The sequence below is a fragment of the Shewanella sp. AC91-MNA-CIBAN-0169 genome (assembly GCF_040310165.1).
GTDB lineage: Bacteria > Pseudomonadota > Gammaproteobacteria > Enterobacterales > Shewanellaceae > Shewanella.
The window spans coordinates 14,201-34,523 of record NZ_JBEOPM010000030.1; the positions used below are offsets into that span (position 1 = coordinate 14,201).

Here is a 20,323-nt window from a genome sequence, read left to right on the forward strand (position 1 = left end):
TTACATGACTCAATACATCGACATTGCTGTTAATCTGCTTAGCGACAGGCTGAAGCACGATATTGACACTATTATCAATGACGCGGCGAAACATCATGTTTCGCCGTTAATTGTTATTGGCAGCGATCTCGATGAAAGCTCCGACTCAATATCTCTCTGCCAACAATACCCGCAACAACTATACTGCACGACAGGTGTACATCCGCATCATGCATCATCTTGGGATCAACATAGCAAAGCACGTTTAACTCAGCTGGCCAAACAAGACACCGTGGTAGCTATTGGTGAATGTGGGCTTGACTACAATCGTGACTTTTCACCACGCCCGGTACAAAGAAAGGTATTTGCAGCGCAATTAGAGCTAGCTTGCGAACTCAATATGCCAGTGCTGATGCATTGTCGTGAAGCTCATAGCGATTTTATCGCCATTGTAAATGAGTATCGAGCTCATCTCCCTAATGCCTTACTACACTGCTTTACTGGTAGTAAAGATGAGTTAATTGAGTGCTTAGCCGCTGATTTATATATTGGCATTACTGGGTGGATTTGCGATGAACGTCGAGGGCAAGACCTTGCTCAATTAGTACCATTAATTCCTAATCATCGCATTATGGCAGAAACCGATAGTCCTTACTTATTACCTCGCAGTATGCGACCTAAACCTAAATCGAGTAAAAACTTACCCCAATACTTACCTTATATTGTCGAATACATGGCCAATTTACGCCAACAATCAGTACAATCATTAGCGCAAGAATGTTATAAAAACAGTTGTGAATTTTTCCAATTGCCAGTTCATTTTAGCGTGAATAATAACTCATGATGGCCATCATATCGCATCATTTACAACAGTTATGCCAGTATCAATTTAGGATACTCCTTGGATTTTTTTTGCTGTTTATTGGCCAAAATTGTTGGGCTAATACACTCTCTGGGATACCGCTTAGACTGACATCAGACTCCATAACGAAAATTGAATTACACGACTGGGTTTATGCCAATCAAAGTAATGATATTGAAAACCTAACCACATTATTACAACGGCCAGAAAACAGCTGGAAAAAACTTGATACCAATCAACCATATCAAATAGGCATTAAAAACTATTGGGTGAGTTTTAGTATATTTAATCCCAACGACCATCTATCACGCATTATTGCCTTAGATAACCCATTGCTCGACAGTGTTAAAATATACCACCTGATCAATGGGGAACTGGTCAGTACTGAAATAATGGGCGACTCCTTACCGTTTAAGCAACGACCACTACAAAGCAATATCTTTTTATACCCAGTTAATTTTGAACCTGGTGATACACATACTTTTTATTTAAAAATAGACAGCAAAGGTAGCATCAGTTTGCCATTAGTGTTGTGGTCATCAAACGACCTAACCCAACTCACTGAAACTAAGAATTTGTTTAATGGCATGCAAATAGGATTATTACTCGCTATTTGCTTGTTCAGTTTATTTATCGCGCTCGCGTCGGCATCTTATAGTTACAGTTATTACAGCGGCTATGTATTAGGGCTTACGTTACTCACGGCGACAATTCATGGCGTATCATTTCGCTATTTGTGGCCTCAATGGCCCATTATACAACAGTATATTTTTATTATTATTATCCCATTAACATTGGGTTTTTCATTGATGTTTACTGAAAAAGTATTGCAACTAAAATATCATAATCTAAAAATGCTGCGTATTTGTCGCATCATGGCAGTGCTTTGTTTTGGCTTAACGATCATCATTCCATTTATTAACTACAGTTTTGCGCTGTATATTTTAGCATTTGTGGTGTTAACTATCAGCACAATCCTAATGGCTTTCTCATTAATCCAAGCTTTTAGCGGCCAACGCAATGCCCCTTTATATGCCATTGGCCGTATGGGCTTAATGATTGGGTGCATCATCACAGGGCTAATTTATCTCGGTCTAATCACCCTAAGCATATCGCCACAGATCCCCGTAATGATAGGACTCACTTTTGAAGTCATCACCATGGCGGCAGTACTCGCCTTACGTTATAACGATGAACGAAAGGCTAAATTTGAGATCCAGCAACAGACATTAGAGCAAGAACAACGGCTGCGAGAAATCCGTGAAGAAGCACTGCGTAGTGAGGCTGGAAATAGTGAAAAACTTGAGCAAATGGTTCAAGAACGGACACTTGAATTAGAAATTACCTTACGTGAACTCAATGAGGTGAATCAAAAGCTGACAGAACAAAACACCATAGACAGCCTTACTGGAGTGAAGAATCGTAGTGCTTTTGATCGTCGCCTCATTGCAGAAGGCCGTATTAGCCGACGCCAACAGACACCGATGTCTTTGTTAATGATTGATATCGATAAATTTAAAAATATCAATGACCAATATGGTCACCTTAGTGGCGACTACACCATAAAGATGATTGCAAATACATTATGTGAATACATTAAACGTCCAACGGATCTCGTATCACGTTTTGGTGGTGAAGAATTTGCTATTATATTACCGAGTACAGATATAGAAGGTGCTCTGCTAGTTGCGGAGCAAATTCGCCAAGCTATCAGCGATCTTACCATTGCCCATAATGGTTACACGATACCCTTAACGGTCAGTATCGGTGTGAGTGAGACAATTATCGACAGTGATGAGCATCCAATGCTATTACTAGAACAAGCAGATAAAGCCCTGTATAAAGCCAAACGCAGTGGCCGTAACAAAGTCTGCTATTACCCGCTCGAAACAGACGAGATCTAAACCAGGAGTCGAAATTGAATATTATTACTAGTGCCTTTCCACAGCGCAGAATGCGCCGCATGCGTAAACATGAATTTAGCCGTCGTTTAATGTCTGAAAATACCTTAACAGTTAACGATCTCATTTATCCAATGTTTGTGTTAGAAGGTTTTCAACGCTCAGAAAAAATTGCTTCAATGCCAGGAATTGAACGATTTTCAGTTGATCTATTGTTAAAAGAAGCCGCTGAGCTGGTTGAGCTTGGCATTCCGCTTATTGCATTATTCCCCGTGACGCCAGCGGATAAAAAGAGTTTACTGGCAGAAGAATCTTACAATCCTGATGGATTAGTGCAGCGTGCCGTGCGTGAATTAAAGCAAGCATTCCCACAGCTTGGTATCATGACTGATGTAGCTTTAGATCCCTACACGACTCATGGTCAAGACGGTATTATCGATGACACTGGTTATATCATGAATGACATCACCACCGAGATCCTAGTCAAGCAGGCTTTATCTCATGCCGCTGCAGGGGCAGATATTGTCGCGCCATCAGACATGATGGACGGTCGTATAGGTGCAATTCGCCAAGCCCTTGAAGAAAATGGCTTTGTGAATACTCAGATCATGGCTTATTCCGCTAAGTATTCCTCAAGTTATTATGGTCCTTTTCGTGATGCTGTCGGATCGGCTAGTAATTTAAAAGGTGGCAATAAACACAGCTACCAAATGGATCCGGCCAATAGCGACGAAGCATTACACGAAGTGGCATTAGATATCCAAGAAGGTGCTGACATGGTCATGGTTAAACCAGGGATGCCTTATTTAGACATAGTACGCCGTGTCAAAACTGAATTAGCAGTGCCAACATTTGCTTACCAAGTCAGTGGTGAGTACGCCATGCACATGGCTGCTATTCAAAACGGTTGGTTAGCAGAAAAAGCCATTGTGATGGAGTCATTACTTTGCTTTAAGCGCGCTGGTGCAGACGGTATTTTAACCTACTTTGCTAAACGTGCTGCTCAGTGGCTTAAAGAACAAAACTCATAAACCTCCGATATTGAGTGGTTATAAAGCCAATCCATCTCGGGTTGGCTTTGTTAATTTAACACTGCCTACTTTGCGTCGGTTTAATTCAATTACCTCGTGGGACAAGTCACATACACCTCATTATCGTGATCAGCTCTACATCATAGCTCATAGTCTCTTAACAGCCCTGTTTAAGCATGCTTGAATACACTCAAGAACAGTATTTTCTTCTTAAGCGAGACATTATCATGCACAATAACGTTAGAACATTATTGGCCACCACGGCATTCTTTTTCAGTGCCCAAATGCTGCCTATGGCCGCATCTGCGAATTCAGGTTGCGCATTTGAAAAAGATCAACAAGGCTTTATGGCAACATGCAGCGAGGAGAAACAAGAAGTGATTTTAACTGGCGTAATCCAACCACAAACTCTAACGACTGAATTACCAGGCTATACTGAAGGGTTTACCAATTACCAAGTTGATGCGCAAGCAATCGATGTACTCAAAGCCATTAAAGAACCGACGCAAATAGTCGTGATTATTGGCACTTGGTGCCCTGACTGCCATCGCGAAACACCGCATTTTATGCGAATTATTGAAGCGGCAGCCAATCCCAACATTGAAGTTGAATACATTGGTGTCGACCGAAGCAAGCAGGACCCTGAAGGTTTAGCGGCAAAATATGCGTTCAGCCGCATTCCAACGTTTATCGTTAAACAGCAAGGCAATGAGCTAGGTCGTATCGTTGAACGCCCTCAAGCCACACTGGAAGCCGATTTAGTTGAGATTTTAAAGTAGTTATGTAAGAAGTTATTGAAAATGTTTGTTTAAACAACTAAAAGTAATAACTTAATAATCAAAAAAATAGGTCGCCAATGGCGACCTATTTTTTATTACGCTTATGTCAGTAACTACAACGAGACTTTAGCGGCTATGCGATCGGCTAACAGTTGTAATACGCCTTCGCGAAGTGCGCCACCAGCAAGATGTAAACGACTCATTGATAGACTTTCAAACAACGCGATTAAAATCGCAACTCCCGCAGCAAATGTAGGAGCTTGTTCGGCATTTAAGCCGTTAATACCACTAAGCCTAGCATCCGCTTGCGATAATATTTCATCACGAAAAGCATACAAAATCTTAAGGGTAATCACTTCAGAGCGTTGTCGATGCTGTAACACCGATACCACTGATTGAACCGCACCAGAAGCCCCTACAACACTTTGCCACCCTAAATTGAGTAAGTGAGGACGATGTTCTGCCAAAATCATATTAACGTAATCTACGGCCTGTTCAAAATCGATGCTTTGAAGCGGCGCATGACTAAAAAATCGTTGATTAAATAGCACGCACCCCATTGGCAAACTGGTTTTAAACAACACCTGATTGCCGTCACCAATAATAAACTCGGTACTAGCGCCGCCAATATCAATCACTAACCGGCGTCCCTCACCTTTAGTGGTGGCCACCATACCTTGATAAATCAGTTCAGCTTCGCGCAATCCCGAAATGACCTCGATTGGATGCAACAATATTGGCATCGCTCGCTGGTGAAATTCATCGGCATTACGGATAACACGCAAAGTAGCGGTAGCAAATACAGCCACATTAGCGCTATCGATATGGTGCTGCGCTAACATGTCGGCAAACATGGCTAAGCATTCTAAACCACGCAGCATAACAGGTTCAGACAACATACCGTCATCACCTATACCTTCGGCAAGGCGTACTTTGCGTTTATATTTAGCGATAACAATCGGCTTATTACCCACCGAATTAGCCACTAACATATTGAAACTGTTAGAACCTAATGTTATCGCCGCATACGGCTGAGATACAGTTAACAATGGCATTGACTATGGTCTACGAGTCCTATGGCGTGGCGGACGCGAAGTATTTCCACCACTACGATGCGCACCTTTACTTCCACCATCACGAGTCCGAGATGTAGGAGGCTTACGATGAATACGCGCCGGAGGCGGAATATCATCTAGTAACGCATCTTTATCGTAATTAGACACTGGAATTGAATGATTAATATAAGTTTCAATTTCAGGTAAATTCAGTGCATATTCTTCACAAGCAAAACTGACTGAAATACCTTTCTGTCCCGCACGACCTGTTCGGCCAATACGATGCACATAATCTTCACAATCATCAGGTAAATCATAGTTATATACGTGTGACACATCAGAAATATGTAACCCACGAGCGGCCACATCTGTTGCCACTAAAACATCGATATCACCTGAGGTAAATTGCTCAAGAATGCGAATACGCTTCTTTTGCGGAACATCGCCGGTTAACAAACCCACACGATGACCATCACCTTCTAAATAAGACCACAACTTTTCACAGCTGTGTTTTGTGTTCGAAAACACAATCGCTTTATCTGGCCAATCTTCTTCGATTAGACTCAGTAATAAACGCATCTTGTCTTCCATCGACGGATAGAAAATTTCTTCTTTGATATTTTTAGAAGTTTTTTCTAATGGTTCGATTTCAACTTTTTCAGGATCATTCATATGATCGTATGCTAATTCCTGCACTTTCATTGAAAGCGTGGCAGAAAACAACATATTCAAACGTGACTTAGCATCAGGCATTCTGCGGAACAAAAAGCGAATGTCTTTAATAAAACCAAGATCAAACATACGGTCGGCTTCATCAAGCACAACGGCTTGAATGTGGCTTAGACTAATGACACCCTGACGTACATAATCAATAATACGTCCGGTGGTACCAATCAGAATATCAACGCCTTTGTCTAATACAGCGCGTTGGGTTTCATAGCTTTCGCCACCGTAAACAATACCAACTTTTAAGCCTGTATGTGCCGCTAATAACTTGGCATCTTTAGCAATCTGAATTGCTAATTCTCGCGTTGGCGCCATAATAATAGCGCGGGGTTCGGTTGCTTTGCGACTCTCAGGTGCAGCAACATTGAGTAAGTGGTTAAATGTGGCCACTAAAAATGCCATAGTTTTACCGGTGCCGGTTTGGGCTTGTCCGGCAATATCTTTTGCATTAAGTAAAATAGGTAAAGATAACGCCTGTATTGGCGTGCAAAACTCAAAGCCGTTCTCGTTCAATGCCGCGAGTATTTCGGGCTTTAAAGGGAAGTCGGCGAATTTCTGGGTCGATAAATGTGTTTGGCTCATAGCACAAGCATACCTGTAGGGGTTGCAAAAAAAGATTCGATCGTTTGAAATAGCTACATTACTAAAACGGTCTCTTGAAAAGCTATTTAACTGACCCAATATACATGGTAAGCCATTAATAAACTAGCAATGGAACCAAATCTGGAGAACTACATGAGCGATAAAATTGTATACCTAAGCGATGACAGCTTTGAAAACGACGTATTAAAGTCTGAAACACCAGTATTAGTCGACTTCTGGGCTGAGTGGTGTGGTCCTTGTAAAATGATTGCCCCAATCCTAAACGATGTTGCCGAAGAGTACGCAGGCAAACTAACCGTCGCAAAACTAAACGTTGACCAAAACAACGTTTCACCTGCGAAATACGGCGTACGCGGTATTCCAACATTGTTAATGTTCAAAGGTGGCGAGCTAGTGGCAACTAAAGTTGGTGCACTATCAAAGACGCAACTAAAAGAATTCATTGACGCTAAAATCTAACTAGAAATAGCCTAGAAATGTTAAACGGCACAAGTTTTGAACAATTTGTGCCGTTTTTAGATTTTATTTACGCTAAATTTCTGGACGGCCAACATATAAAGTGCTAATTTATTCATCAGATTTTTTCAATTAACCTCTTCTCGTTTATCAATCATAAAATATCTTTTCAAACTTGCTGATTGATTGCGGTAAGCTTCGTCGCGCAAAACAAGACTCCCATACATGAATTTAACAGAATTAAAAGACACGCCAATTTCAGATCTAGTTTCGCTTGCTGAAAGCATGAATCTGGAAAATATGGCTCGTACCCGTAAACAAGATATCATCTTCTCAATTTTGAAAGCTCACGCTAAAAGCGGAGAAGACATCTTCGGTGGCGGTGTATTAGAAATCCTCCAAGACGGATTTGGATTTTTAAGAAGTTCAGATGGCTCATACCTTGCGGGTCCTGACGATATTTATGTTTCTCCAAGTCAAATTCGTCGATTTAACATGCGTACTGGTGACAGTATTTTTGGTAAAATTCGACCGCCGAAAGAAGGCGAAAGATATTTTGCACTGTTGAAAGTCAGTGAAGTCAACTTTGATAAACCAGAAAGCTCTCGCAACAAAATCCTGTTTGAAAACTTAACCCCATTACATGCAGAAGAACGCCTTCGCATGGAGCGCGGTAATGGTTCAACAGAAGACATCACCTCGCGTATTCTTGATCTTTGTTCTCCAATCGGTAAAGGCCAACGTGGTTTGATTGTTGCGCCGCCAAAAGCCGGTAAAACATTGTTACTACAGAATATTGCTCAAAGTATTACTTACAACAACCCAGATGTGGTGTTAATGGTATTACTTATCGATGAACGTCCTGAAGAAGTGACCGAAATGCAGCGTATGGTAAAAGGCGAAGTGATTGCTTCTACCTTTGATGAACCAGCCAGCCGTCACGTTCAAGTAGCCGAAATGGTTATCGAGAAAGCAAAACGTTTAGTTGAGCATAAAAAAGACGTCGTCATTTTGTTAGATTCGATTACTCGTTTAGCCCGTGCTTATAACACCGTCATCCCTTCATCGGGTAAAGTGTTAACCGGTGGTGTTGATGCTAACGCACTGCATCGTCCAAAGCGTTTCTTTGGTGCTGCACGTAACATTGAACACGGTGGCAGCTTAACCATTATCGCCACAGCCTTGGTTGATACAGGCTCGAAAATGGACGAAGTAATCTACGAAGAATTTAAAGGTACTGGTAACCAAGAGTTACACCTTTCTCGTAAAGCTGCTGAAAAACGCGTATTCCCTGCGATTGACTTCAATCGCTCTGGTACTCGTCGTGAAGAAAAGCTAACGACAACTGAAGAACTTCAAAAAATGTGGATTTTACGTAAAATCTTACATCCAATGGATGAAGTTTCTGCAATGGAATTCTTAATCGATAAATTGGCTATGACCAAAACTAACGAAGAATTCTTCACAGCAATGAAACGCGCTAAGTAATTAATTACCTAAACGCAAAATAATCGCAAAAATGCCGCTAATTTAGCGGCATTTTTATATGTATATCAAGGTTACTAACCAAAGCCATGCCTAGAATCTAGAGCGGACTTCGTCCTGATAGTACGCTTCGCTGCTATAAAAGCTTTAGCTTGTATCGTCTGTAGCTGCGTAGCACTCTAGCAGCGCAGCGCTCTAGCATCTAGTCTTTCCACTTGCCATCGCCTGTTATCGTTTTACCGTTCGTTATCGATCCCCCTGCTTTTAAAGCTTTAGCTTGTATAGCATCTAGCAGCGAAGCGCTCTAGCATCTAGTCTTTGTACTTCTATCGCTTGCCATCGCCTGTTATCGCTTTACCGTTCGCTACCGCTCTTTCAACCTAAACAGATGCCATTTTCCGACGTAAATACGCAATTTGCTGCATATGCGGTAAATCTTTCGGGCAAGTATCTTGGCAGCCGAGTAACGTCATGCAACCAAACACGCCATCTTGATTACCTATGACATGGTAAAAATCATCAGCGGTTCGAGTATCACGGCTGTCTAATTCAAAACGGGCAATTTTCATCATACCGACTGCGCCAACAAAAGTGTCACGCATTTGTTTAGTCGCACAAGCAGAAACACATACACCACATTCTACGCATCGCTCTAACTCATAAAGCTTGGTTGCTTCTTCCGGTGACATCGGCGTTTCGATACGATGAATATCATTATCTGCACTATTCGGATGCAACCACAACGATAAACGCTCAGATAATTCGCGCATAAATTTACCGGTATTTACCGACAGATCGCCAATTAAATCAAAGCCAGGTAATGGCATCAATTTAATATGTCCATCTGGATAATTAGCGGTTAAGGTTCGACAAGCTAACGTCGGAAAACCATTGATCACCATGGCACAACTGCCGCAAATACCAGCACGACAAACAAAATCAAATTGTAGTGATGGGTCTTGTGTTTCACGTAGCTGATTCAACGCGATAAACACCGTCATTCCGGGTGCCTCTGTTAAGCTGTAACTCACCATTTTAGGTTTGTCGCCAGGCTCTTGCGGGTCATATCGAAAAATTGAAAAAGTTAACGTGCGTGCTTGGCTCATATTACATTTCTCCAGACTCAGCGTTGGTTTTGGCTACAGTATCAGTGAAGCGCTGATTACGTGGTTGATATTCTTCAGGTAACTCATAAGGCATTAATGCCGCTTGCTTGGCATACCTATCTGCATCGTCACCGAGTTCAGCCAATATAGCTTCAACCTGTTGCTGACGTTTTTGGGTATCAGGATGAGCAATCGCATTATCAACACCATAACCTCGATAACCAGGCGGTAATTCCATTCGCATCACATCGAGCGCTTCATAACTCATTTCTGGTCGTAAACTATTAGCATCTGGCCAACGGGTTAATGTACGATTCAACCAGTCTTGGTCATTACGCTGTGGAAAATCTTCACGAGAATGCGCGCCTCGACTTTCGGTACGAGCAAGCGCCCCGCATGCAACGGTCACTGCCACTTTCAACATTCGTTTGACGCGTAACGCTTCAACAAGCTCAGGGTTAGCGTGACGTTTTTTGCACTTTAACCCGAGGTTTTTTGAACGTTCAAGTAATTCGGTTAATTGGTTAACAGCCAGTTCAAGTTCAGGCCCATTGCGGAAAATACCGACGTAATCCATCATAATTTTTTGCATTGCAGCTTTAAGTTTAAATGGATCTTCTGTTCCTTCGCCCTCAATAAGCTGATCAACTTCTGTTTGTAACTGCTTACCAAACTGGGCGATTAAATCGGTATCCACGACCAAACTATTTTGCTCACCAAAGTCAGCAACATACTTACCGATAATCATTCCGCCAACCACAGTTTCTGCTAGGGAGTTGCCACCGAGTCGATTAAAGCCATGCATATCCCAACAAGCCGCTTCTCCAACACTAAACAGCCCTGATAATTGTGGACTTTCGCCATTGGCTTTAGTACGAATACCGCCCATAGAATAATGTTGTGTAGGCCGAACAGGGATCCAATCTTTAACCGGATCAATACCTAAAAAGTTCTCACAAATCTCTTTAACTTCACGCAAATTGGTATCAATGTGCTTTTGACCTAATAAGGTAATATCCAGCCATAAATGCGGCCCATAAGGGCAATTTACGCCTTTTCCTTTGCGCATATGCTCAGTCATTCTACGAGACACAACATCTCGCGAAGCCAGTTCTTTTTTCTCTGGTTCATAGTCGGGCATAAAGCGGTAACCGTCTTTATCACGCAGCACACCACCATCACCACGGCAACCTTCCGTCGTTAAAATACCCACTGGAACAATAGCCGTAGGGTGAAACTGTACCGCTTCCATATTGCCCAGCGTCGCGACGCCAGTGTCTAGCGCCAATGCTTGACCAATCCCCTCACAAATAATGGCATTGGTCGACACCGCATAAATCCGCCCATAGCCACCTGTGGCAATAGTGGTAGATTTAGCGATGTAAGTGCGTAATTCACCCGTAATTAAGCAACGAGCGATGACACCATGGCAACGCACTCCATCATGAATAAGCGTTAATGCTTCCATCCGCTCATGCACAGGAATACCTAGCGAAATAGCCTTATTATCGACGGCATACAATAAAGAATGACCAGCACCGTCTGCGGTATAGCAAGTACGCCACTTTTTGGTACCCCCAAAATCACGCGCGTTAATGAGTCCATGAGCAGCTTCTGCTTCAGTGATAGTCACTTTTTCCGCATTAACAATAACTTGTCTATCGCCTTTAGTTACTCGAGTCCAAGGAACGCCCCACTGAGCTAACTCTCTTACCGCTTTGGGTGCACAGTGAGCAAACATTCGAGCAACATCTTGATCGCAGCCCCAATCGGAACCTTTTACCGTATCTTGAAAATGGATGTCTTCATCATCACCTTCACCTTTTATGGTATTGGCTAAACTGGCTTGCATGCCACCTTGGGCAGCGACAGAGTGCGATCTTTTAGCGGGAACAAGCGATAACACCAAGGTATCGAGGCCACGTTCTTTTGAGGCTATCGCGACTCTTAACCCTGCCAGTCCAGCGCCTACTACCAAGGTGTCGGTATAAATAATTTTCATTTTAATTCCTTATAACATCGACACATATGGCACCACAGGTAACGCCAAAGAACGGCCAATAAAAATATAAGTCAGCAAACTCGCTACTCCTAGCACCATTAAATACGCTAACAGCACCTTAGCAAATTTGAGCATGGCAAAGCGTTGCTCAACTAAGCCCCATTTCACCACTACTCGATATAAACCAAATACGCCATGCACTGCTACAACAGGTAATAGCAGGATATATAAAACCCAAGCATTAAGGTGGTACACACGCTCGGCCGAAAGATGTGGGCCTATTTCAGGATTGGTTATCATGGTGAATAAGTGCGTTGGCACGAGGAAGAACAATAAAAAACCAGTGATCATTTGCCAAAACCAGATTTTGGTATCTTCATGAGGTAAAAAACGCATTTGATTTCGTAAGGCGCGCCATTGGCCTAATTGAGTCGGAAAACGCCGTAATGCAAATACCGCATGGATCAGTACTACCAATAACATAAAGCATGAAAAAATTTGAGTTACCAGTGGGTAACCATGACCAGTTTCACTGAATATTCCACCCTCAAGAAACTGTGCCACTTGGTAGAAGGCTTCTTTGCCAAACAAAATACTCGACTCAAAATGCAAATGCATCACTAGAAAAAGTCCCAGTATTACACCAGACAAACTTTGTAGTTTATCCGCTCGAGCAGCCCAAAGAGGGTGAGCAAAACCTTTGTCGGTATTTACCGCACTGTCGACTTTCGTTTGCAAAGAATTCGCAGTCATAAAGCATCATATCCTGTTAAGCACAATAACAAGTATTGACCATATCAAGAGTTTTTGAATAGCGGCAATGAACAATGATCAAACCGTGATAGTGTTCACCTATTATTAAGCGGGAGTTAGAAGCATGTCACACAAACTAGCAAATAAAAACTTAAACAATACTGATAGTTAACTAAATATCGAAACGAGTATTCGGTAGATAAAACAATCTAACGTGTATCTAAAAAGGTGTCGTTACGCTAATAATTACGGGCAATATTGACGTAACTTATCGCGTAATAGCAACATGACCTGAGTGATATTTTCGCGACCAGGACAGATCAAATTTAACGCAACTGACTCACCAACACATTCAGTAAGTTTCGGGACTAACTTACCTGTTTTCTAATCATCAGCAATATCCTGGGCGATTTTTAATATAAACGTGACCGAAAATGGTCCATCTTCATCTAGTAAACAACCAATAAACTCTCACCTAAACGAGCATCTTAAAATAACTTGGGTATAATAAGCGCCAATTTGATATTACTTTTACCACAGTTAGGAAAATCCCATGGCTTGGATCCAATTACGCATTCACACTCATCGCGATAACGCCGACTTGCTTGGCGACTTATTAATGGATCACGGTTCACTTTCCATCACCTACGAAGATGGCCAAGACGAGCCTATTTTCGAACCTAAGTTAGGTGAAACACCGCTGTGGCAAGATACCGTAATGATTGCATTGTTTGATGCAGGTACTGACTTAGCACCCACAATCGAATTTTTAGAATCGATGCCATTTTTAGGCAAAGGCTTTAATCATAAAATTGAACAAGTCGAAGATAAAGACTGGATCCGCGAATGGATGGACAGCTTTCACCCAATCCAATTTGGTACACGTTTATGGATTTGCCCTAGCTGGCGTGAAATTCCTGATCCGACTGCGGTTAACGTCATTCTCGATCCAGGTTTAGCCTTTGGTACAGGTACTCACCCTACCACCGCCTTATGTTTAGAATGGTTAGACAGCCTAGATTTATCAAACCAAGAAGTCATCGATTTTGGTTGTGGATCGGGTATTTTGGCTATTGCCGCAATCAAACTCGGCGCCAAGAAAGTAACAGGTGTTGATATTGACTATCAGGCTATTGACGCTTCAAAAGCCAATGCTGAACGTAACGACGTAGTGGATAAATTGGCCCTATATTTACCAGAAGATCAACCAGCCAACTTACAAGCAGACGTATTAGTCGCCAATATTCTTGCCGGTCCGTTAAAAGAGCTAGCGCCGCTGATAGCTGAAAAAGTCAAAATTGGTGGCAAACTGGCGCTATCGGGTTTATTGCAAGAACAAGCACAAGAAGTATCCGACTTCTACAGCCAATGGTTCATCATGGATCCAGTATGTAACAAAGAAGACTGGAGTCGCTTAACAGGAATACGTAAGTAGCCTGCCCACAAGCCTAAAACGCACTCAATTATGGGCTATATTATGAACGAATTGCGTGCGTAAATTCTCGTTTACAGGTTGTTAACATCAATAATTGACACTGGTATATATGAAAACGTCTCTCTGCAACACGCACCAGTGCTCAAAAATGGCCGAAAAACGCCAATTATTAGTCAAAGATGTGACGGCTAATAAAAGTCAAGCAAAAAAGTTGCATTTAGGTCATTTATTGACCTTTTCACGGCCGTAAAAAAGGGCTACTATAGCGCCCCTTTGGAGAGCAAGGTGAAGTCCGAAATGCAAATTGGCCCGTATCAACTGTCTAATCAGCTGATTGTGGCACCAATGGCAGGTGTCACCGATCAGGCCTTCCGAAATCTCTGTTTACGCTATGGCGCAGCTTTAGCCGTATCAGAAATGCTTTCATCGAATCCCGACGTTTGGGACAGCGACAAAAGCCGCCAGCGCATGATGCATTCTGGTGAAGAAGGAATACGCTCCGTACAAATAGCAGGTGCAGATCCTGATTTAATGGCCAATGCCGCTAAGTTCAACGTTGAACAAGGTGCGCACATCATTGATATCAATATGGGCTGTCCAGCAAAGAAAGTGAATAAAAAATTTGCTGGTTCTGCGTTAATGCAAAGCCCCAGCTTAGTAAAAGAGATTTTACAAGCCGTGGTTGCTGCAGTAGACGTACCAGTAACGTTAAAGATACGCACAGGTTGGGAGCCTGAACATCGTAATGGTGTTGAAATAGCCCAAATTGCTGAAGATTGTGGCATTGTCTCGCTCGCCGTTCACGGCCGAACCAGACAATGCATGTACAAAGGCTTTGCCGAGTACGACACCATAAAAGCAATTAAACAGAATGTCTCAATTCCTGTTGTCGCTAACGGGGACATCGACACACCAGAAAAAGCCAAGTTTGTACTTGACTACACTGGCGCCGATGCCCTGATGATTGGAAGAGGTGCACAAGGACGGCCTTGGATTTTTAAAGAAATCCTACATTATCTGGAAACAGGTAAAAAGTTAGCGCCAATTAAGGCAGAAGAGCAACGCAGTGTGATGCTTGAACACCTTAAGAAACTTTATGACTTATATGGCGAATACAAAGGTGTCCGATTTGCTAGAAAGCATGTCGGGTGGTACCTAAACCATGAGGAACAGCGCCAATTTCGTGCTGACTTCAATCGGCTTGAAACCGCTGCCCAGCAACATTCCCTCGTAGAATGTTATTTTGATGAATTAGTTTAGAATTTAATAAAGAGCAGAATAGAATGTTTGATCAGACAACTAACACAGAAGTTCACCAGCTTACCGTAGGCAAAATCGAAACAGCAAACGGCACTATCAAGCCGCAGTTATTACGTGACGCAGTAAAACGTGCCGTGACTAACTTCTTCTCTCAGTTAGACGGTCAGGAAGCTTCTGAAGTATATGAAATGGTATTGTGCGAAGTTGAAGCACCTTTACTAGACATCATCATGCAACACACTCGTGGCAACCAAACGCGCGCTGCTAATATGTTAGGTATCAACCGTGGTACTTTACGTAAGAAATTAAAGAAATACGGCATGAACTAAGACCTAGCGTCTAAGTGATTGTAATGAAACGGGCTTATCAGCAATGATAAGCCCGTTTTGTTTTATCAGTTACACTCGTAGTAACACATCATTTATCAGCAAGTGTTATATACGAGTAGAAACAGTCATCCATTTCTAAGAACTACTGCACCTGTTGCGGAGAGATTTTGGCTTTATCAATGGTATTGCTACAACTAGGCACGCGGTTACCTCGATAATTTTTACAGCCCCAAAAAGCCCCTCTAGCACTTTCTCTTAAGTTCATATCACCGCCACAGACGTTACATATCGGCGCCATATGGCTACAACTGTCATTGAGACATACCTTGAAACCGATAAAACGTTTACGTGTCATCGGACTGCCGCATTCGTCACAGCCTGCTTCTTTGTGATCGCATAATGGAAAGTGTGAGCAAGAAAAGAATGATGTGAACTTGCCCACTCGTGGTTTTAATATCCCAGTGGTACATCGGACACAGTTAATTTGTTCAAACAAGGATTGCACCAAAGACGTACTAAATTCTTGTTGTTCAACGGCATAATCTTGTTGGATCAGTTCCACAATAAATGGGCTCACATTGGTCATATCGGCGATAACGTAAACTCGGTGCTTTGCGCGGGTTAGCGCGACATAAAATAAACGCCGTTCTTCTGCAAATTCAAAGTTTTCGGCTTTAGGTAAAAACGCATCAAGTAAAGGTGGCGTTATTTTTTTCGACGGAAATCCATGTATGCCTTGGGTCATTCCCATAATCACCACATAGTCGGCCTCTTTACCTTTGGAAGCATGAAACGATAAACACTCAATCACGAACATCGGGTATTTAGCCGTTAACTGACGCAACATGTCTTTATCTGGCAACTGAAACCAGAAACGGGCCAGCAAATATACTGTCGGTTTAGCTTTAAGCTTATCAGCAGCTTGAGTAACACGGACGGACAGAGCATTTAAGGCTTGCTCTAATGCGTTGTTACTCAGCTCATCTTTAGTTGCGCCCTCATTGGTACCACGACAAAGTATTGATACTGCAGGCTTGGCAACTTGTACCAATGAATGGATATCTTTGTTGAGTTGATGCGGGTTTTTACTCACAAAAGCGCTAGCCACTTCACCGATACGGTTATTAAATCTAAAAGTAAGATCCAAATGCGTTTCGCTGGCATGGCCAAAATAACGTTTAAATTGAGTCGTTAAACGGACATCTGCACCACTAAAGCGATAAATAGCCTGCCAATCGTCGCCAACACAAAATAATGAAGTATCGCTGTTACCTTTTTTCGTGCGCGAATCTCGCAAGGCTCGCACTAAACGTGCTCTGGGTTCTGAAATATCTTGAAACTCATCGACCATGATATATCGCCATGGGCTGACATATTGACCACTTTGCAGGTATGCGAGCGCTTTGGCTATCATGTCCTCAAAGTCGATATCACCGTGAGCTGATAAGTACTGTTGGTACTGCTGTAAAATGGGTTCGAGTAATTCAAATGCTTTACGCGTTTGGGCCGCATCAGCAGCATTGGCAAATACCTTTTCCAGCCCAGCCTCGTCAATACAAGCTGCTTTGTATAAGCCAATGAGCTGACTAAACAATTTTGCCAGCTCAGTCACTCGCCCAAGCTCATAAAGAGTTGCCAATATCGCGTCATCGGGTAAAGGTGAGTAGTTAACTTTAAATACCGTTAAAGCTTGCTCAAGCTTGTTGATTAACTGATTTTTCTTGTGCTGATAATAAAATAATTCGATGCAGTTGGTTTGGCGCTGATGATGTAACAGTCGTTTCCATTCCATTGATGCTAAATAGGCTGCTTGATCGATATAAGGAGCCGTATTATTGGCTTCATCAATGCCATAATATTCAATATAAACCTCATATTCAGGTAGATAAAAATCAGCTTGGTACTGGCGAAAATCAACCGTGCTGACATCAAATTCATACTTAGCTTCATATTGATACTCTATGCCATTGGTAAACAGCCAATTAGCGATATACAGCTCGCCAAAGCTTTTAACTCTTTCACCTTTCAATGAGCGAATGTCATTATCATTTAAATATTCAAAATACTCACCTTGTATTGAAAATTCGAATGGGCTTTTTTCAACGTAATAATAACGACTGAAATAGTCAAAAAGTTGTTTACGATAAGATTCATTTTCAATCAAAACTTCTAATCTATCGTGCACCCATTTGTCTTTGGCGGGTTCATCATTTACCCACGCTGATAAGCTAGGTTTCACACCTTCAACATCGGCAATAATTTTCAGGCCTAAACTGTGAAAAGTACTGGCCTTAATATCATCACTGCCCAGTTTGTGTTTAATTCGCAGATCCATTTCCATGGCGGCTTTTTTGCCATAAGCCAGTAATAGAATGTCATTAGCTTTAGCTTGGCCACTATTTAGTAAATAGCCTGCACGGCCTACCATTACACTGGTTTTCCCCGTGCCAGCGCCCGCGAGCAGTAGATTATTATCATCATCGATAATACATGCTCGGCGCTGCTTATCGGTTAATGGCTGTGACTCCACATGATCAAAAAAGTCTGCAAATGCGAGTAACTGCGATTGAATATAGCCTTCACGTAGGCGATCTATATCAGCTTTATTCCAGTGGTAAAAACCGTGTAGTTGAATTAATGCGGTACGTATATTGGCGGGTAACTCGACCCCTTCACTCCAGGGAAACCAGCGAAAATACTCACGCTCGATTCTAGCGCGCATTTTTTCTAGTAATGACTGGCGTAAATACCGGCTTGATATGGCTTTTTCAACTCGTAATATCAAATCGCACAGCGATTTTTGATGAGATAAAGCCCAGAGTATTTCGACCTGTTGCTTAAAATGAGATTTAGCCAAATAACTTAAAAATGGAATTTGATAATGAGCACCAGCTGCCTTAAAACTCAGTAAGTTACCGAGTAAACTGGCACTAAATAGTGGCGGATGATCTAATTGCTGCCATGATAATTGCCCCATAATAAGCGGTTTATTGGTATGCCGAAATCTTGCTAAAAATCGGCCTTGGCTAGGCATAAAAGTCATCCCCTCTTGCGTCAATTTGATCGCATTTACGTCACGCTGATACAAATGCCCAAACCAACTATGAGGGATAAAGTTAACTGAATTTTCTAATGACAAAGTAAAACCTACGACTCAATGGTTTCAGGGGTAACCGGCTTATATTTAAGATAACTATATCGTAATTAAGCATTCATTACGGATAATACTGGGTGTGCGAATGACTCAATGGGCTTTCGCGCTGACACCAATGATAATTGATTTACATTAACCATAAAAGTAAACATATACACAGCATTTAACATACTGAGCATGACATTTGTCCGCGGCTCAATCGCTAGTTCTGCCGACAAATCCCAGCGGGCGACAAAACCACTATTTATTTTCAAGCAACAACGCTAAACGATGGTTATATTTCAGTAGAGATGTCTATCTAAGCATCATTTAGTCTTTTTACATCAATAAAGATAAAAATAAAATAACAATATTAAACAATCACTTATTAATTTCATATTCACCTCGCAAGACAATAATGCCAATTAAGAAAAAATAAATGGAATAGAATCGACGACCGCCTCGTTATCACAGTGTCAATCACGACATTACGAGGGAATTAAAAATGAAAACATTACTTAAACCAACGATTATTGCTCTTGCTTGTTTCTCAACCATGGCAATAAGTGCCGAAATGTCAGCATCGACAACCGTATCAGCCCAAGCTGATGTTCAATTAAGCCAAAACCAACAGAATAGCCCAAATGCTAACGCTGAAACACAAAGCAATAATGAGTCAACAATGGCCTCAAGCGAGCCGACCAACACCGCCTCAGATCAAACGGCTTCAAATGAAGCAGAGTCAGACGGCTCGAGTGACTCCACGCAAACTTCATCAACTGAAATGGCAGCCACAACTGACAACCAAGTTGCGATAACCATACCCACAACAGAAATGCTCACTACGGTAACGTCAGCACTTGATACATCAATCACCAACGCTGACTCAGCAACAACACTTGCTAATAACCAATTAGCCAACACCACAACTGTTGGTGCTGGCATAGCTAATAGCCTGATTAATAACGCCTCGACGGCTGCGCAATTGGTGTCAACTCAAGTAATAGCATCTGGTTCTGCCGGATTATCTGCAGCAACAGAGTTATCGGTTAATCAAGCAGAGACATCACTCAACACCGCCGCAGCGACAGTAAACGCAGCACAACTTGGTGCAAACACCGCCGCAGAAGAGATTCAATCACGTATGAGTGCCGATACACTGTTTGCCACTAGCACAGCAGTATCTGATTCAGTAAGCGCGGCAGTTTCTGGGACAACATCATCGGCCATCAATGCCGCAGCAACCAGCGCAGTGCAACAACAGTTACAGGCAAGTGCAAGTGAACTCATGCAGCAGAACACTCGCGAACAAGTGACGCAAGCGGTGAGCCAAACAGTGAATGCAGAAGTCACTCACACCATTCAAAATACCATTCGCTTATCAAGCGGTCTTTAAGTCGAATACTCCATATGCCGGCAATACTGCCG

16 protein-coding genes are annotated in these 20,323 nt (G+C 42.2%); 10 read left to right on the top strand and 6 right to left on the bottom strand.

The window, feature by feature from the left end; translation table 11 throughout:
* The first annotated feature begins 4 nt into the window (after positions 1-4).
* From AAEY98_RS19425 to AAEY98_RS19440, 4 genes are all read left to right on the top strand, one after another.
* Positions 5-823 (top strand): TatD family hydrolase, encoded by an 819-nt coding sequence (locus AAEY98_RS19425; protein WP_351018941.1) that lies wholly within the window; start codon positions 5-7, stop codon positions 821-823.
* The gene (locus tag AAEY98_RS19430; protein WP_351018944.1) at positions 820-2,745 is read left to right on the top strand and encodes a sensor domain-containing diguanylate cyclase; all 1,926 of its coding nucleotides are present in this window, start codon (positions 820-822) and stop codon (positions 2,743-2,745) included. The genes AAEY98_RS19425 and AAEY98_RS19430 overlap by 4 nt, the downstream gene beginning before the upstream one ends.
* Positions 2,746-2,759: 14 nt before the next feature.
* Complete coding sequence (hemB, locus tag AAEY98_RS19435) at positions 2,760-3,773, top strand: porphobilinogen synthase (protein ID WP_101086260.1); 1,014 nt, start codon at positions 2,760-2,762, stop codon at positions 3,771-3,773.
* Positions 3,774-4,000: 227 nt separating this feature from the next.
* Entirely contained in the window at positions 4,001-4,552 is a 552-nt protein-coding gene (locus tag AAEY98_RS19440; RefSeq protein ID WP_351018947.1) for a thioredoxin family protein, read from the top strand.
* A 113-nt stretch (positions 4,553-4,665) separates the two neighbouring features.
* On the opposite strand, the gene AAEY98_RS19445 is transcribed toward AAEY98_RS19440, so the two are convergent.
* Both AAEY98_RS19445 and rhlB read right to left on the bottom strand, forming a co-directional pair.
* Positions 4,666-5,607 (bottom strand): Ppx/GppA phosphatase family protein, encoded by a 942-nt coding sequence (locus AAEY98_RS19445; protein ID WP_335692970.1) that lies wholly within the window; start codon positions 5,605-5,607, stop codon positions 4,666-4,668.
* Positions 5,608-5,610: 3 nt separating this feature from the next.
* A complete protein-coding gene (gene rhlB, locus AAEY98_RS19450; RefSeq protein ID WP_101086263.1) occupies positions 5,611-6,915 on the bottom strand; it encodes an ATP-dependent RNA helicase RhlB in 1,305 nt (434 codons plus the stop codon).
* A gap of 153 nt (positions 6,916-7,068) precedes the next feature.
* Here rhlB and trxA point away from each other — a divergent pair, with 153 nt between their 5' ends.
* Together trxA and rho are read left to right on the top strand one after the other, a co-directional pair.
* Positions 7,069-7,395, top strand: a complete 327-nt coding sequence (trxA, locus tag AAEY98_RS19455; protein WP_011635949.1) for a thioredoxin TrxA — start codon at positions 7,069-7,071, stop codon at positions 7,393-7,395.
* Positions 7,396-7,617: 222 nt separating this feature from the next.
* Entirely contained in the window at positions 7,618-8,880 is a 1,263-nt protein-coding gene (rho, locus tag AAEY98_RS19460) for a transcription termination factor Rho (RefSeq protein ID WP_059747484.1), read from the top strand.
* Between the two features lie 377 nt (positions 8,881-9,257).
* Here the strand turns inward: rho and AAEY98_RS19465 are convergent, their stop codons facing one another.
* From AAEY98_RS19465 to AAEY98_RS19475, 3 genes are read right to left on the bottom strand one after another with little or no spacing between them, the layout of a single operon-like run.
* Positions 9,258-9,983, bottom strand: a complete 726-nt coding sequence (locus AAEY98_RS19465) for a fumarate reductase iron-sulfur subunit (RefSeq protein WP_101086264.1) — start codon at positions 9,981-9,983, stop codon at positions 9,258-9,260.
* Between the two features lies 1 nt (position 9,984).
* Positions 9,985-11,985 carry a fumarate reductase flavoprotein subunit gene (locus AAEY98_RS19470; RefSeq protein WP_351018950.1) on the bottom strand — a complete coding sequence of 667 codons (2,001 nt, stop codon included), beginning with the start codon at positions 11,983-11,985 and terminating at the stop codon, positions 9,985-9,987.
* A gap of 9 nt (positions 11,986-11,994) precedes the next feature.
* Entirely contained in the window at positions 11,995-12,738 is a 744-nt protein-coding gene (locus tag AAEY98_RS19475; protein WP_192115381.1) for a fumarate reductase cytochrome b subunit, read from the bottom strand.
* A 553-nt stretch (positions 12,739-13,291) separates the two neighbouring features.
* Here AAEY98_RS19475 and prmA point away from each other — a divergent pair.
* The 3 genes from prmA to fis all read left to right on the top strand — a co-directional run bounded on the left by prmA (position 13,292) and on the right by fis (position 15,762).
* On the top strand, positions 13,292-14,173 hold the full coding sequence (gene prmA / locus AAEY98_RS19480) for a 50S ribosomal protein L11 methyltransferase (protein ID WP_101086268.1): 882 nt from the start codon (positions 13,292-13,294) through the stop codon (positions 14,171-14,173).
* A 297-nt stretch (positions 14,174-14,470) separates the two neighbouring features.
* Positions 14,471-15,433, top strand: a complete 963-nt coding sequence (gene dusB / locus AAEY98_RS19485) for a tRNA dihydrouridine synthase DusB (RefSeq protein WP_011635943.1) — start codon at positions 14,471-14,473, stop codon at positions 15,431-15,433.
* A 23-nt stretch (positions 15,434-15,456) separates the two neighbouring features.
* On the top strand, positions 15,457-15,762 hold the full coding sequence (gene fis / locus AAEY98_RS19490; protein ID WP_011635942.1) for a DNA-binding transcriptional regulator Fis: 306 nt from the start codon (positions 15,457-15,459) through the stop codon (positions 15,760-15,762).
* Between the two features lie 142 nt (positions 15,763-15,904).
* On the opposite strand, the gene AAEY98_RS19495 is transcribed toward fis, so the two are convergent.
* Positions 15,905-18,901, bottom strand: a complete 2,997-nt coding sequence (locus tag AAEY98_RS19495) for a UvrD-helicase domain-containing protein (protein ID WP_351018955.1) — start codon at positions 18,899-18,901, stop codon at positions 15,905-15,907.
* A gap of 499 nt (positions 18,902-19,400) precedes the next feature.
* On the opposite strand from AAEY98_RS19495, the gene AAEY98_RS19500 reads away from it, so the two are divergent.
* A complete protein-coding gene (locus AAEY98_RS19500) occupies positions 19,401-20,291 on the top strand; it encodes a hypothetical protein (protein ID WP_192115379.1) in 891 nt (296 codons plus the stop codon).
* Positions 20,292-20,323: the final 32 nt, after the last annotated feature.

Bases quoted from the DNA above. Each gene is read 5' to 3' on its own strand.
- AAEY98_RS19425 (WP_351018941.1), top strand. From the start codon at position 5: ATGACTCAATACATCGACATTGCTGTTAATCTGCTTAGCGACAGGCTG.
- AAEY98_RS19430 (WP_351018944.1), top strand. From the start codon at position 820: ATGATGGCCATCATATCGCATCATTTACAACAGTTATGCCAGTATCAA.
- AAEY98_RS19440 (WP_351018947.1), top strand. From the start codon at position 4,001: ATGCACAATAACGTTAGAACATTATTGGCCACCACGGCATTCTTTTTC.
- AAEY98_RS19445 (WP_335692970.1), bottom strand. From the start codon at position 5,607: ATGCCATTGTTAACTGTATCTCAGCCGTATGCGGCGATAACATTAGGT.
- rhlB (WP_101086263.1), bottom strand. From the start codon at position 6,915: ATGAGCCAAACACATTTATCGACCCAGAAATTCGCCGACTTCCCTTTA.
- trxA (WP_011635949.1), top strand. From the start codon at position 7,069: ATGAGCGATAAAATTGTATACCTAAGCGATGACAGCTTTGAAAACGAC.
- rho (WP_059747484.1), top strand. From the start codon at position 7,618: ATGAATTTAACAGAATTAAAAGACACGCCAATTTCAGATCTAGTTTCG.
- AAEY98_RS19465 (WP_101086264.1), bottom strand. From the start codon at position 9,983: ATGAGCCAAGCACGCACGTTAACTTTTTCAATTTTTCGATATGACCCG.
- AAEY98_RS19470 (WP_351018950.1), bottom strand. From the start codon at position 11,985: ATGAAAATTATTTATACCGACACCTTGGTAGTAGGCGCTGGACTGGCA.
- AAEY98_RS19475 (WP_192115381.1), bottom strand. From the start codon at position 12,738: ATGACTGCGAATTCTTTGCAAACGAAAGTCGACAGTGCGGTAAATACC.
- prmA (WP_101086268.1), top strand. From the start codon at position 13,292: ATGGCTTGGATCCAATTACGCATTCACACTCATCGCGATAACGCCGAC.
- dusB (WP_011635943.1), top strand. From the start codon at position 14,471: ATGCAAATTGGCCCGTATCAACTGTCTAATCAGCTGATTGTGGCACCA.
- fis (WP_011635942.1), top strand. From the start codon at position 15,457: ATGTTTGATCAGACAACTAACACAGAAGTTCACCAGCTTACCGTAGGC.
- AAEY98_RS19500 (WP_192115379.1), top strand. From the start codon at position 19,401: ATGAAAACATTACTTAAACCAACGATTATTGCTCTTGCTTGTTTCTCA.